Source organism: Brevundimonas sp. NIBR10, from assembly GCF_027912515.1.
Classification (GTDB): Bacteria; Pseudomonadota; Alphaproteobacteria; order Caulobacterales; family Caulobacteraceae; genus Brevundimonas.
In genome coordinates this window covers 3,938,769-3,952,252 of sequence record NZ_CP115464.1, presented here as the reverse complement: position 1 = coordinate 3,952,252, position 13,484 = coordinate 3,938,769, and the positions used below count along the sequence as shown (strand labels likewise).

Genomic DNA, 13,484 nt, shown 5'->3' with positions numbered 1-13,484 from the left:
CTGGGCCTAGTGGACGAGTTGTGATCCGCCGCCGCGCGGACCGACGCCGGTCGGGACGGGGACGTCGGAGGCGCTGTAGTTGGCGTTGATGATCAGCGAGGGCGCGCCCTTGAGCTGAAGGGATTTGGCGACGATGACGGTCCAGGCACTGTCGCGCGCGACGTCGTTGTTGCCGCCCTCGACGATCAGCTGCGCGTCCGGCACGTAGATCACTCCCAACAGGCTATCGACGTTGTCGCTGGAGATTGTGAAATTCTTGATGTTGCCACGCTCGGCGACCATGACCATACCCGCAAAGGCTCCGCGCTTGCGCCCTTCCAGATTGACGGTGCTGTGACCCATGAAGTCGAAATTCGACTGCTTGTCGAAGAACAGGACCACGTCCGAGCCTGTCAGGCGCGCGTAATCGCGCATCTGAAGTATACCGTTCATGAACCAGTGTTCGCCGGGATCGAGGATCAGCTGGGAGTTGCCGCCGAAGATGTAGATGCCACAGTGGACGCCGGGCGACAGGCGGAAGGTGCCCATCAGCAGATTTTTCGGAAACGCCAGGTCGATCAGCTTGCACGGCGAGGGGGGAGTGAGTTTGAGATCCTTGAACGGGTCCTCGATCGGGGCGGCACCGGTGCCGGGATCGGGACTGATGACGCCGGTGGCCGAGGTCACGGCCTGGACCTGATAGGCACCGATCGAACCACCCTCGACCAGAATATCGCGGTTCGAGTGAACCAGGCATTCGGGGGCAGAGATCCGGCCGGTGTCCTTGACGTTGAGCAGTTTGGAGCCCGATCCGCCGCTGACCAGGACGCAGAGCGGGGTCATGGCGACCGACACCGCGCGGGCCTGGGCGCTGTAGTTCCAGCCGCCGGGCGGCAGCATGTTGGCGAAGAAGGACGGGGTATGGCCGTTCAGGGTGACCTCGATCACCCGCTGGTCATCCTGCTCGACGACCTGGATAACCGGTGTCACCGTCGGGCCCTTTGGCCACTCCGACAGGTGACCGGCGACGAAGGCGTGGGCCCGTTCCACGGCGGTGACGTCGTCGATGGCCAGGCCCAGTTCGTTGGCCCCGGCCAGGGCCGCCGTGTCGGCGATGTCCTGAAGCTTGACGCGGTTGGACTGGACATTGCCGAGGTCGATGGCTCCCACCGCGATCAGGACGACGGCCGGGGCCGACAGGGCGAACATCAGGGCGATGTTGCCGCGCTCATCGCGGCCGAATCCGCCGAGGCGGCGCCGGGCGCGCGCGATCCAGCGGACGAGGGTCTTCATGCGGCGACGGGGACGGCGGCGCGGCACTGGTCACGCAGTGCGGCCTCCGCGCGGGCGGCGCGCAGGGTGAAGCGGAGCTGGTATGACAGCAGCCGCCAGTTCATGGGCTTGGTGACGAAGGCGGTGGCCCCGGCGCGAAAGGCGCGATCGATGGCGTCCACGTCCTCACGGCCGGTCTCCACGATCACAGGCAGGTGGGCGGTCTCGGGATCGGAACGCAGCCGGGCCAGCAGCTCGAACCCGTTCATGCGCGGCATTTCCAGATCGACGAGCAACAGGTCGTAGCGGCGGCGCGACAGCATATCGAGGGCCTCGATCCCGTCGGCGGCGACGTCGACCTCGGCCGCGGCCGAGGCGAGATTCACCTGGGCGAACTCACGCAGGATCGGATCATCGTCGACGAAGAGGATCCTCGCCTCCTCATCCAGTACGTAAAAGAAACCACTCATCGATATCGACCCTGGGGCTGACAGACCCCATCCCAGATCTTCTGATCCAACGGCCACCTTAAGGGTCGGGTCATTAACGTCAGGTATAGCTCACCGCTTGAGGCGTTGCGGGAGATTGGCGTGATCGCCAAAAGTCAAAAGACCAGAAGCGGCAACAAGGGCGGTATCGCGCGCAAGTTGTCTATTCTGGTTCTGGCCTCTCTACTGGCATCGTTCCTCGTCTCGGCGACCATGTCGACATGGATCGACTTGAGACGACAGGCCACGCTGGAGACCAGCCGCCTGACCCAGACCGCACGGGTCATCGGATCCCTGGCATCGGAAGCGGTCTATGACGGCAATCGCGGTGGCGGGTTCACCGCCATCCGATCGGTCAGCCAGATGCCGGGCATCAGCTACGCGCGCATCGAATCCGACCGCCACGGCCTGCTGGCCGAGACCGGTGCGGGGGCCCGCCTGATCACCGACGCCACCATGGACGGCGATGACGGCGAGTTGTCCCTGTGGTCGGTGCTCAACACCGGATCGATCCAGACCACGGTCCCGGTCATGCACGAGGGTCTTCCGGTCGGTTCGATTACCCTGTTCAGCCAGACCCCGGAACTGCGGGGCCGGGTCCTGTCCACCATCTGGACCACACTGGCAGGCGCGCTCGTCGCGGTGCTGGCCGGACTGCTGGTCGCACTCAGGATGGCGCGCGGGATCAGCCGGCCCATCGTCGGCCTGGCCGGTCTGGTGCGGCGGGTTCACGAGACGAAAGATTTCTCGACCCGGGTCGATATCCGTGCCGACGGAGAGGTCGCCGATCTGGTCGCCGGCATCGACACCATGCTGTCCGGCATTCGCGAGCGCGATGCCCTCATAAAGGCCCAGGTAGAGGGGCTGGAGAGCGAGGTCGCGGCCCGCACCGGGGAACTGGTCGTCGCGCGCGACGCGGCCGAACAGGCCAATGCGGCCAAGTCGGACTTCCTGGCGGTCATGAGCCACGAGATCCGCACGCCCCTGAACGGCATCCTGGCGCTCAGCGACATGCTGGCGACCTCGGACCTTCCGCAACGCCAGCAACGCTATGCCGACGTGATCTCCAAGTCCGGCAAGTCCCTGCTCAGCATCATCAACGACATCCTCGACTTCTCCAAGGTCGAGGCCGGGAAGATGGATCTGGAGGCCGTCGAGGTCGATCTGGCCGACGCCGCCGAGGATGTCGCCAGCCTGTTCTCGGAAAAGGCCGCCAGCAAGGGGCTGGATCTGGCGGTGTTCGTCGATCCGCGCCTGCCCGTCGTCATGGCCGACCCGACCCGGTTGCGGCAGGTGATCGGCAACCTGGTCAACAACGCGATCAAGTTCACCGACGTCGGGGGCGTGCTGATCGCCATAGACCGCGATGCGGCCGATCCGGCGCGAGTGCGGGTGTCGGTCCACGACACCGGGCCCGGCATCCCGGCGGACAAGCTGCCGACCCTGTTCGAGGCCTTCACCCAGGCCGATCAGAGCACGACGCGGACCCATGGCGGCACCGGACTGGGTCTGGCGATCTGCGACCGGCTGGTGAGGTCGATGGGCGGCGAATGGGCCCTGGCCAGCACGGTCGGCGAGGGCTCGACCTTTGCCTTCACCGCGCCGCTGGAGGCGGCTGCGCAGACGCCCGAAGCGCTGCCGATCAAGGCCGGATGGTCGGTCAGCGTTCGGGGACTGTCGTCCCAGACGCGGCGGGCCGTGCTGATGTATCTGGCGGCGTGGGGCGTCATCGCGACGGACGAGGCCGAGGGTCCGGCGATCGTGGCGGCGGGTCAGGCCGTGTCGGGCCCGGCCCTGGTCGTCTGTGACAATGAAGCCCTGGCCGAAGCCGTGGTCGCGGCGTCGCCGACCGCCTGCGTCATGGTCAAGCCGCTGCGCCAGGCGGACCTGCGCGACGTGATCGGCCAGATGCACGACGGTGTGCAGCCGCGCCTGACGCACCAGAAGGCCGGCGTCCCGGCCGGGACCACCTTCCCCGGGGTGCGGGTGCTGGTGGTGGACGATTCCGAGGTGAACCGCGAGGTGGCGACCGAGGCCCTGTCACGCCTGGGGGTCGAGACCTTCACCGCCGACGACGGGCAACAGGCGGTCGAACGGTTGCGGGGCCAGAGCTTCGACATGGTGCTGATGGACGGGTCCATGCCCGTGCTGGACGGCTTCGAGGCGACGCGGGTGATCCGTGCCGAAGAAGCCGCGACCGGACGGCCGCGTGCGGTGATCATCGCCCTGACGGCCCATGTTGTCGGCTCTGGCGCAGACGCGTGGAAGGCCTCGGGCATGGACGGGGTGATCCACAAGCCCTTCACCCTGGACGATCTGGTACGCGAACTGGCCCGGTTCTGTGGCGACAGCGCCGTGGTCGGATCCGTAGTGGTCCTGCCGGTCGAGACCGCCGCGCCCGAAGCTGTGCCCGAGGCCGTGCGGCCGGACCTGTTCGACGCCACGATCCGGGGCGAACTGATGGCCATGGGGCGCAACGGCAAGGCCGATTTCGTCGACCGGGTCCACGCCCTGTACGCGACCAATGCGCCGCTGCGGCTGGCCGAGATCGTGGAGGCTTCGGCCGGTAACGATGCCGACGGCCTGGCCCGCGCGGCCCATGCGCTGAAGTCCATGAGCCTGAGCCTGGGGGCGGCGGCGGTGGCGCGCGAGGCCTCGCGGATCGAGACGGCGTCGCGTTCCGGCGAACCGGCGTCGGCCGTCGGGACCGAGGCGATCCAGTCCCTGGTCGCCCTGACCCTGACCGCGATGGCGGAACCGACGGACGCGCCCGTCGTGCGGCTGGGCGCCGACGAAGAGCTGGCGGTCGGCATCGAACGCGGCGACCTGCATCTGGTCTACCAGCCCCTGGTCGAACGGCGGGGAGCACTGTCGGGCAAGGTCGAGGCCCTGATCCGCTGGACCCATCCGCAGCACGGCCGACTGAGCCCCGACGACTTCATCCCGCGCCTTGAGGCCGAGGGCGGGATCACGCGCCTGACGGATTTCGTGATGACACGGGCCATGCAGGACCTGCGTAGCCAGCCGGACATCCGCGTGTCGATCAACGCCTCCGCCTCCGAGTTCCAGGCCCCCGGTTTCGCGGCGCGCGTCGCGGCGGCGGCGAGGGCCCTGAACTTCCCGCCCGAGCGGCTGGAGGTCGAGGTCACCGAGACCGCCATGCTGGATGTCGCCGCCGCCGGCCGCACCATCGACGAACTACGCGCGGTCGGGTTCGATGTCGCCCTGGACGATTTCGGCGCGGGGTTCACCAGCCTGCATGCCTTGCGCGAGCTGAAGTTCACGACGCTGAAGATCGACCGCAGCTTCGTCGAACGCTGCGCCAGCGACACGGCCTCCGCCGCCATCATCCACGCCGTCATCGGGGTAGGACGGGCGCTGGGCATGAAGGTCGTCTGCGAAGGCGTCGAGACGGCGGAACAGGCCGATTTCCTGCGCATTGCAGGAGCCCACTATCTGCAGGGCTATTTCTTCCATCGCCCGATGGCGCTGGACGCGCTGCTGGGTGTGGCCAGGAAGGCCGCATGACCACGACCGTCCTGATCGCCGACGACGACCCGATGCTGCGCGCCATCGGGGCCGAGCTGCTGTCCGGCGAAGGCTATCGCGTGCTCGAGGCCGAGGACGGCGACGAGGCCCTGCGCATCGTCGAGGCCGAATCCGTCGACCTGATCGTCCTGGACATGCTGATGCCCAACAAGGACGGGATCGAGACCATCATCGAGCTGAAGCGGCGTCGCTCCAGCGTCCGCATCCTGGCCATCTCCAGCGGGGGAAGCATGGATGTGAACAGTCTCCTGAATCCGGCTCTGGCCTTCGGTGCCGACCGGGTCATGTCCAAGCCGCTGCGAATCTCCACCTTTGCGACGACGATCGCGGAGATGCTGGCCGGGCCGTCGGTGGCGAGCAGTCCTTTCGACTGACCCAGGGCATCCAGGCCCCGGGGCGGACCTCCCGCGTCCCCGATATCTGCGCCGGGATATCGTCACGCTCTGGCGGGACGGCGAGGATGGTGCGACACCTGTGGTCTCGTCCTGATCCGCCAGCAGAGACCCCTCATCGTGGGACCCGCCCTGTCATCCGACGGCCGCCCTGAGCCGTCAGCCTCGCCGCTGATCGATCCATTCGGTCGGGCGATCGACTATGTGCGGGTGTCGGTGACGGACCGCTGCGACCTGCGCTGCACCTATTGCATGGCCGAGCGACAGACCTTTCTGCCGCGCGCCGAACTTCTGACGATCGAGGAACTGGGTCGGCTGTGTGCGACCTTCATCGACCTGGGCACCACGCGGCTGAGGCTGACGGGGGGCGAGCCTCTGATCCGCAAGGGGTTCATGGACCTGGTCGCCGACCTGTCGCGCCATCTGGACAGCGGGCGGCTGCACGAACTGACCCTGACCACCAACGGCACCCAGCTGGCCCGCTACGCCCAGGCTCTGGCCGGATACGGGGTGCGGCGGATCAATGTGTCGATCGACACCCTCGACCCCGACGACTATCGCCGGATCACGCGCGGGGGAAACCTGACCGAGGTGATGGCGGGGATCGACGCGGCCCAGGCGGCGGGCATCCGGGTCAAGATCAACACCGTGGCGCTGAAGGCCGACAATGCGGAGGCCCTGGCCGGGATGATCGCCTGGGCCCACGAGCGGGACATGGAGCTGACCCTGATCGAGACCATGCCGTTGGGGCTGATCGAGGCGGATCGGACGGATCAGTATCTGCCGCTGACCACCGTGCGCGCGGGGCTGGAGCGGGACTGGACCCTGACACCCCTGCCGCTGAAGACAGGCGGGCCGGCCCGCTATGTCAGGGTCGAGCAGACCGGCGGTGTTCTGGGCTTCATCACCCCCATGACCCACAACTTCTGCGAAAGCTGCAACCGGGTGCGGGTGACATGCACCGGAACCCTGTTCGTCTGTCTGGGCCAGGACGATCACGCCGATCTGCGGGCCGTACTGCGCGACAATCCGGGCGACGATGCCCCGCTTCAGGCCGCGATCCGCGAGGCCATCTCACGCAAGCCCAAGGGCCACGATTTCGAGATCGGCCGTCGGGGGGCGGCACCGGCGGTATCACGGCCGATGTCCATGACGGGCGGCTGATGGCGCGGGTTCTGATGTTCGGAGCCCTCGCCGAGGCGGCGGGCTGGCGCGAGCGGGTCATCGATGCGGGGTCGCTGGACGCTTTGCGGGCGATGCTGGCCGATGAAGATGCGGGGCTGGGAGAGCGACTGTCTGGCCCGGGAACCTGCGCAATCCTCAATGCCGAAATGGTGCGAGGCGACAGGCCCTTGAGCGCCTCCGACGAGGTCGCCTTCATCCCGCCGGTCAGCGGGGGCTGAGCCGTGATCCGGGTCCAGACCGAGGCCATCGATCCCGGGGCCCTGCTGGCCGGCTTCTGTCGCGGTCGCAGCGATGTCGGCGGCGTGGTCAGCTTCACCGGCCTGACGCGCGGAGCGACCGACGGAGCTGTGGTGTCGCGGCTGAGCCTTGAGGCCTATCCCGGCTATACGGAAAAGGTCGTGGCCGAACTGGAGGCCGAGGCACGGGCGCGGTTTTCGGTCATCGACGTGCTGGTGGCGCACCGCTGGGGCGATCTGGAGGTGGGGCAGCCCATCGTCTTCGTCGCCGTGGCGGCCGAGCACCGCCGGGAAGCCTTTCAGGCGGCCGATTTCCTGATGGATCAGTTGAAGACACGGGCCCCCTTCTGGAAGAAGGAGACGGGGCCGGACGGGACGCGCTGGATCGAGGCGCGGTCAGGCGATCACGCCGACGCCGCCCGCTGGACGACTGGAGAGACGATATGACCGACGACATTCTGCCGGCACCGGGCGGCAAGCTGATCGACGGGCCGATCACGCCGATCCGGATCGCAGTCCTGACCGTGTCCGACACGCGCGACGAGGACAGCGACACCTCGGGCGGCATCCTGGCTGACCGGATCGCGGCGGCGGGTCATGCCTGCGTCGGCCGCGCCATCGTGGCCGACGACATCGAGGAAATCCGGGCCCAGGTCCGGGGCTGGATCGCGGGTGGCGACGTCGATGCGATCATCACGACGGGTGGCACCGGCCTGACCGGGCGGGACGTCACGCCCGAGGCGCTGGAGCCCCTGTTCGACAAGCGGATCGACGGGTTCTCGGTGATCTTCCACACCGTCAGCTACCAGACCATCGGCCTGTCGACGCTGCAGTCGCGGGCGACGGCGGGGATCATCGGCGGGGTGTTCGTCTTCTGCCTGCCGGGGTCTAACGGGGCGGTGCGGGACGGCTGGGACAGTGTGATCCGCTGGCAGCTGGATAGTCGCCACCGGCCCTGCAACATGGTCGAGCTGATGCCGCGTCTGCTGGAAGTCTGATGGCCGAAAGTCAGCGAAACCTTACACACATCGACGCTGAAGGCCGCGCCCGGATGGTCGATGTCTCCGACAAGGCGACGACGACGCGGGAAGCCGTCGCGGAAGGGCGGCTGACGATGCTGCCCGCGACCCTGACCCTGGCCCTGTCCGGGGGCGGCAAGAAGGGCGACGTGCGGGCGGTCGCCGAGATCGCGGGGGTCATGGCCGCCAAACGGACCTCGGACCTGATCCCGATGTGTCACCCGCTGATGTTGAGTTCGGTCAAGGTGGCGGTCGAACCCCTGGCCGACGGGTCAGGGCTGGGGGTCATGGCGCGGGTGCGGACGACGGGCCAGACCGGGGTGGAGATGGAGGCGCTGACGGCCGCCGGCTTGGCCCTGCTGACCCTCTACGACATGCTCAAGGCCGTGGACCGGGGGATGACGATCGAGGCGGTTCGGCTGGTGTCTAAGTCGGGCGGGGTCTCGGGCGACTGGGTACGGGTGTGAAACTGCCGACGGTCGAGGCGGCGCTGGAGGCCGTTCTGGCCCAAGTCGGGTCGCTCGGTGCCGAGGACGTCGCCCTGGCCCAGGCCGACGGGCGCTGGCTGGCCGCGCCCATCGCGGCTGGGCGGGACCAGCCGCCGTTCGACGCCTCGGCCATGGACGGCTGGGCGGTGCGGGATGCCGACGTTCAGGACGGCGCTTCGCTGCGGATCGTCGGCGAGAGCGTCGCGGGACGGGGCATGGCGCATGGGGTCGAGGCCGGAGAGACGGCGCGCATCTTCACCGGCGCGCCCGTGCCGCCGGGTGCCGACCGGGTGGTGATCCAGGAAGAGGTCGAGCGGCGCGGCGACCTCGCGGCGTTCAAGCCGACAGGGAACGTGGGGCGCAACATCCGTCGCCGGGGCTGTGACTTCCGCGAGGGCGAAGTTCTGCTGAAAGCCGGGACGCGGGTGAATCCGTGGCGTCTGGCGCTGGCGGCCTCGGCGGGAGTGGCGACGCTGCGCTGCGGGCGGCGACCGACGGTGGCGATCCTGGCCACCGGCGACGAACTGGTCGAGCCGGGACAGGCGGCGGGACCGGACCAGATCTACAACTCGGGCGCGCCGTCGCTGGCGGCCTTCGTGGCGCGGCACGGCGGGGGGGCTCAGGTTCTGGCGTCGAGCGGTGACGACAAAGACGCGATCGCGGCTGCGGTGTCGGGGGCGACGTTCGACGTCCTGGTCACCATCGGCGGGGCCTCGGTGGGGGACCACGATCTGGTCAAGCCTGCGCTGCGGGATCTGGGGGCCGTCCTGCACGTCGAGGGGGTGGCGATGCGGCCGGGCAAGCCGGTTTGGTTCGCGACCCTGCCCGACGGGCGGGCTGTGCTGGGCCTGCCCGGCAATCCGGCGTCCGCGCTGGTCTGCGCCGAGTTGTTCCTCGCCCCCGTGCTGGCGCGGTTACAGGGCGGGGCGCTGGGCGAGCGGTTCGAGACGGCGATCTTGGCTGGGACGCTACCGGCCAACGGACCGCGTGATCACTACATCCGGGCCGTTGCTGCACCCGGTCCGGACGGTGTGCGGCGGGTGACGCCCTTCGCCGATCAGGATTCGTCGCTGGTTTCCGTGATGGCGGCCGCCAACGCCCTGATCCGCCGTCTGCCCTTTGCTGAGGCCGTGGCGGACGGTGAGACGGTGAGCGTGATGGGGCCTTCGATATAATGAAGGGCGTTTCCCTCCCCCTCGGGGGAGGGCAGATCGCGAAGCGATCGGGTGGGGGCGGCAAGGCGAACCGGCGCTGCCTTGCCTTGCCCTTCCCACCCGGTCTCCGCTTCGCTTCGACCACCCTCCCCCGAGGGGGAGGGAGAGATTAAATCCGCTCCAGCCGCGCGGCGAAGAACCCGTCCACGCCACCCTTCTCAGCCCACATCGAGGGCAGGATGCGGAGCCAGCCCTCGGGGGTCAGGGCCTCGTCCGGGGCACCGATCTCGGCGGGGAGGGCGGGAGCGGTGCGGAAGGCGGGGTTGCGGCGCAGGAAGGCGATGATCTGGGTCTCGCCCTCCTCGCGTTCCAGCGAACAGACGCAATAGACGAGGCGACCGCCGGGGGCGACGCGCAGGGCGGCGGCGTCCAGCAGCCGGTGCTGGACGTCCGCCAGCTTGGCGACCTCGGCGGGCTTGGTGGCGCGCAGGACCTCGGGGTTGCGGCGGAAGGTGCCGGTGGCGGTACAGGGGGCGTCCAGCAGGACCGCGTCGAAGGTCCTGCTGTCCAGCCAGTCCTCGGCCGGCATCACCGCGATCTCGGCCTCCAGACCCGTGCGGGCCAGGTTCTGGCGCAGGCGTTTCAGCCGGGCGTCGGAACGGTCCAGCGCGACGACCGAGGCGGCGGACGCCGCGATCTGCAGCGTCTTGCCACCGGGGGCAGCGCACATGTCCAGCGCGGTCTCGCCGGCCTTGGGGGCCAGAAGCCGCACAGGAACGGCGGCGGCGGCGTCCTGGACCCACCAGGACCCGTCCTCGAAGCCGGGCCAGCCCGCGACGTCGCCGCGCTTGAAGGTGCGGACCGTGCCGCCGGGCAGCACCTCACCCTCGACGGCCTCGGCCAGGGTGGCCGGATCGGCGTCGGGTTTGAGGCTGAGGTCGGTCGCGGGCTCCTCGCGGGCGGCGAGGGCCAGACCGGCCAGGGCGGCGTCGCCATAGGTCTGTTTCCAGCGGGCGGCGATCCAGTCGGGCAGGTTCGACTCGGCCGTGGTCAGGCCGGGCCCCTCGCGTTCGATGCCGCGCAGGACGGCATTGACCAGGGCCTTGTAGGGCCGGGTCTTGGGATCTCGCTCGGCCAGTTTCACGGCGGTGGAGACGGCGGCGAAGGCGGGGGTGCCCAGCACCAGGGTCTGGGCCAGGGCGATGCGCAACAGGGTGCGGATGGTCTCGGGCGGCCGCTTCTGGAGCTTGCGGTCCAGGATCTGGTCAATCTCGCCGAGCCGACGCAGGGCCGCCATGGCCACGGCACGCGCGAAGGCGCGATCGGGGCCGGGCAGGGCGGTGACGGCGGGCAGGGCCAGCGCCTCGTCCAGGCCGCCGCGCCTGATCAGGGCGGCGTTGAGCAGGACGCCGGCGGCGATGCGGGCCTCGACGCCGATGTCTGCGGCTTCGTCGGGGACGCGCTCGGCCTGGGGCTTGGGCTCGCGACGGGGCCCACGCGCCTTGTCAGCGAGACGGCGGCCGCGTGCGCCTGAGTCCTTGCCCTTGGGGGCACCCCCGCTCATGCGGACACCGTCAAACCGAGACCTGCGTGCCGAGTTCGACCACCCGTCCGGGCGGGATGTGGAAGAAGTCGGTCGGGTTGGCCGCGTTGCGCATCAGGAAGATATAGAGCTTGTCCTGCCACAGGGGCATCCCCTGGCTGGCCGAGGGCACGACCGAGCGACGGCCGAGGAAGAAGCTGGTCGACATGATGTCGAACTTCACCCCCTGTTTGCGGCACAGGCTGAGCGCGCGCGGCACCACCGGGCTTTCCATGAAGCCATAGGTCAGGGTGATCTTCTTGAAGTCGTCGTTGATCGGCTCGATCTGGACGCGGTGGCTGTCGGGAACGCGCGGCCGGTCGGCGGTACGGACCGTCAGGATGACGTTCTTCTCGTGCAGCACCTTGTTGTGCTTGAGATTGTGCATCAGGGCGACTGGGGCCACGTCCGGGTCGCTGGTCAGGAAGATGGCCGTGCCGGGCGCGCGATGCGGCGGGCGGGCGCGCAGCATCTCGATCAGGTCGGTCAGGGGCAGGCTGTCCTTCTTGGCCTTGTCGGACAGGATCTGCGACCCCCGCGTCCAGGTCCACATGATCAGGATCAGCACCGCGCCCAGGACCAGCGGCAGCCAGGCGCCGTCGGGGATCTTGAGCAGGTTCGAGGTCAGGAAGACGGTGTCGATGAAGCCGAACGGGATGAGACAGGCCAGGGTGGCCCACACGCTCCAGCCCCATTTCTTGGTGATGACCGAGAAGCTCATCAGGGTGTTGATCAGCATGACGCCGGTGACCGCGACGCCGTAAGCCGCCGTCAGATTGTGCGAGCTCTGGAACACGACCAGCAGGGTCAGGACCCCGACCATCAGCAGGGTGTTGACCGCCGGCACGAAGATCTGACCGGCCTGGGTCTCGGACGTGAAGCGGATGTCGATGCGCGGCAACAGGCCCAGCTGGACCGCCTGTTGGGTGACCGAGAAGGCGCCGGTGATCACGGCCTGGGACGCGATGACGGTGGCGATCGTGGCCAGCAGCAGCATGGGCCAGTAGGCGAAATGCGGCACCATGGCCCAGAACGGGTTCTCGGCCGCGCCCTGGTTGTCGAGGATCAGGGCCCCCTGGCCCAGGTAGTTCAACGTCAGACAGGGCAGGACGAAGCATAGCCAGCCGGCGCGGATCGGGGCCTTTCCGAAATGGCCCATGTCGGCATACAGCGCCTCGGCCCCCGTGACGGCCAGGAAGACCGAGCCCAGGATGATGAAGCCCAGGAACCCGTCGTTGATCAGCAGCATCACCCCGTAGTGGGGCGACAGGGCCCGCAGGATGCTGATGTCGTCGAAGATGTGATAGAGGCCCAGCGCGCCGAGCGACAGGAACCAGATCGCGGTGATCGGGCCGAAATACTTGGCCAGGCCCGCCGTGCCGCGTGACTGGGCCAGGAACAGGGCGATCAGAATGGCAGCGGCCACCGGCACGATGAAGGCATCCAGGCGAGTGCCGACGCCGGGCGCATCCTTGACGCCCTCGATCGCCGACAGGACCGAGATGGCGGGCGTGATGATGCCGTCGCCATAGAACAGCGCCGCGCCGCAGACCCCCAGGATGAAGATCCAGGCACTCCGTCGACCGATCGCGTGCTGGGCCAAGGCCATCAGGGCCAGGGTGCCGCCTTCGCCCTTGTTGTCGGCGCGCATCAGGAACAGGACGTATTTCAGCGTCACCACGATCATCAGGGCCCAGAAGGCCAGAGAGACGACGCCGATGACGGCCAGGTCCCCGCCGACCCCGCCCTGGGCATGGCCGATCGCCTCGCGCAGCGCGTACAGCGGGCTGGTGCCGATGTCGCCGAACACGACGCCGATCGCGCCGATGGTCAGGGCCCAGAATCCAGCCTTGCCCGGCCCGTGGGCGGCTTGTGTAGTTTGAGCGGTCGCGGGCGCCGAGGCGTCGGCGGTCGTGTCTGGCGACGTGGGCGGGGGAGCGCCTGCATCGCGGGGCGTATCCCCAGCCATGAATATCCTCCGGGTCGCACTGTTCGAGCGCGCCCATCAAAGCGGAGCGCGCTGTAGGCTCATTCCGACAAAGGTTCAATCGTGGGCCAAGGATTCGGTTGCGGTGCGCCATTTCCTCCCCATCGGGCAGCGGCGGACGAGACGGCGAGGGGGCATTTGTGAATCTTCCGC

General features: G+C 68.6%; 12 protein-coding genes. 8 read left to right on the top strand and 4 right to left on the bottom strand.

Translation table 11 applies throughout. The features are described from left to right. Positions 1 to 6: 6 nt before the first annotated feature. Positions 7 to 1,272, bottom strand: a complete 1,266-nt coding sequence (locus tag O5K39_RS19265) for a TadE/TadG family type IV pilus assembly protein (protein ID WP_271145205.1) — start codon at positions 1,270 to 1,272, stop codon at positions 7 to 9. Further along, positions 1,269 to 1,721, bottom strand: coding sequence for a response regulator (locus tag O5K39_RS19260; protein WP_271145204.1), 453 nt, complete (start codon positions 1,719 to 1,721; stop codon positions 1,269 to 1,271). Before O5K39_RS19260 ends, O5K39_RS19265 begins: the two co-directional genes overlap by 4 nt. A gap of 177 nt (positions 1,722 to 1,898) precedes the next feature. On the opposite strand from O5K39_RS19260, the gene O5K39_RS19255 reads away from it, so the two are divergent. The 8 genes from O5K39_RS19255 to glp all read left to right on the top strand — a co-directional run bounded on the left by O5K39_RS19255 (position 1,899) and on the right by glp (position 9,783). Then, positions 1,899 to 5,267, top strand: a complete 3,369-nt coding sequence (locus tag O5K39_RS19255; RefSeq protein WP_271145203.1) for an EAL domain-containing protein — start codon at positions 1,899 to 1,901, stop codon at positions 5,265 to 5,267. Continuing rightward, on the top strand, positions 5,264 to 5,662 hold the full coding sequence (locus tag O5K39_RS19250) for a response regulator (RefSeq protein ID WP_271145202.1): 399 nt from the start codon (positions 5,264 to 5,266) through the stop codon (positions 5,660 to 5,662). The genes O5K39_RS19255 and O5K39_RS19250 overlap by 4 nt, the downstream gene beginning before the upstream one ends. 138 nt (positions 5,663 to 5,800) lie before the next feature. Continuing rightward, on the top strand, positions 5,801 to 6,844 hold the full coding sequence (gene moaA, locus O5K39_RS19245) for a GTP 3',8-cyclase MoaA (RefSeq protein ID WP_271145201.1): 1,044 nt from the start codon (positions 5,801 to 5,803) through the stop codon (positions 6,842 to 6,844). Then, a complete protein-coding gene (locus O5K39_RS19240) occupies positions 6,844 to 7,083 on the top strand; it encodes a MoaD/ThiS family protein (protein ID WP_271145200.1) in 240 nt (79 codons plus the stop codon). Before moaA ends, O5K39_RS19240 begins: the two co-directional genes overlap by 1 nt. 3 nt (positions 7,084 to 7,086) lie before the next feature. Further along, positions 7,087 to 7,548 (top strand): molybdenum cofactor biosynthesis protein MoaE, encoded by a 462-nt coding sequence (locus O5K39_RS19235; RefSeq protein WP_271145199.1) that lies wholly within the window; start codon positions 7,087 to 7,089, stop codon positions 7,546 to 7,548. Continuing rightward, positions 7,545 to 8,099 (top strand): molybdenum cofactor biosynthesis protein B, encoded by a 555-nt coding sequence (moaB, locus tag O5K39_RS19230; RefSeq protein ID WP_271145198.1) that lies wholly within the window; start codon positions 7,545 to 7,547, stop codon positions 8,097 to 8,099. Before O5K39_RS19235 ends, moaB begins: the two co-directional genes overlap by 4 nt. Further along, positions 8,099 to 8,587, top strand: a complete 489-nt coding sequence (gene moaC / locus O5K39_RS19225) for a cyclic pyranopterin monophosphate synthase MoaC (RefSeq protein ID WP_271145197.1) — start codon at positions 8,099 to 8,101, stop codon at positions 8,585 to 8,587. The genes moaB and moaC overlap by 1 nt, the downstream gene beginning before the upstream one ends. Further along, positions 8,584 to 9,783, top strand: a complete 1,200-nt coding sequence (gene glp, locus O5K39_RS19220; protein ID WP_271145196.1) for a gephyrin-like molybdotransferase Glp — start codon at positions 8,584 to 8,586, stop codon at positions 9,781 to 9,783. The genes moaC and glp overlap by 4 nt, the downstream gene beginning before the upstream one ends. Positions 9,784 to 9,931: 148 nt before the next feature. Here the strand turns inward: glp and O5K39_RS19215 are convergent, their stop codons facing one another. Further along, on the bottom strand, positions 9,932 to 11,326 hold the full coding sequence (locus O5K39_RS19215) for an RsmB/NOP family class I SAM-dependent RNA methyltransferase (RefSeq protein WP_271145195.1): 1,395 nt from the start codon (positions 11,324 to 11,326) through the stop codon (positions 9,932 to 9,934). A 10-nt stretch (positions 11,327 to 11,336) separates the two neighbouring features. Continuing rightward, complete coding sequence (locus O5K39_RS19210; RefSeq protein WP_271145194.1) at positions 11,337 to 13,313, bottom strand: potassium transporter Kup; 1,977 nt, start codon at positions 13,311 to 13,313, stop codon at positions 11,337 to 11,339. Positions 13,314 to 13,484: the final 171 nt, after the last annotated feature.

Excerpts from the sequence above, each read along its gene's own strand:
- O5K39_RS19215 (WP_271145195.1), bottom strand. The coding sequence starts at position 11,326 with ATGAGCGGGGGTGCCCCCAAGGGCAAGGACTCAGGCGCACGCGGCCGC.
- moaC (WP_271145197.1), top strand. The coding sequence starts at position 8,099 with ATGGCCGAAAGTCAGCGAAACCTTACACACATCGACGCTGAAGGCCGC.
- O5K39_RS19265 (WP_271145205.1), bottom strand. The coding sequence starts at position 1,272 with ATGAAGACCCTCGTCCGCTGGATCGCGCGCGCCCGGCGCCGCCTCGGC.
- O5K39_RS19240 (WP_271145200.1), top strand. The coding sequence starts at position 6,844 with ATGGCGCGGGTTCTGATGTTCGGAGCCCTCGCCGAGGCGGCGGGCTGG.
- O5K39_RS19250 (WP_271145202.1), top strand. The coding sequence starts at position 5,264 with ATGACCACGACCGTCCTGATCGCCGACGACGACCCGATGCTGCGCGCC.
- O5K39_RS19210 (WP_271145194.1), bottom strand. The coding sequence starts at position 13,313 with ATGGCTGGGGATACGCCCCGCGATGCAGGCGCTCCCCCGCCCACGTCG.
- moaB (WP_271145198.1), top strand. The coding sequence starts at position 7,545 with ATGACCGACGACATTCTGCCGGCACCGGGCGGCAAGCTGATCGACGGG.
- O5K39_RS19260 (WP_271145204.1), bottom strand. The coding sequence starts at position 1,721 with ATGAGTGGTTTCTTTTACGTACTGGATGAGGAGGCGAGGATCCTCTTC.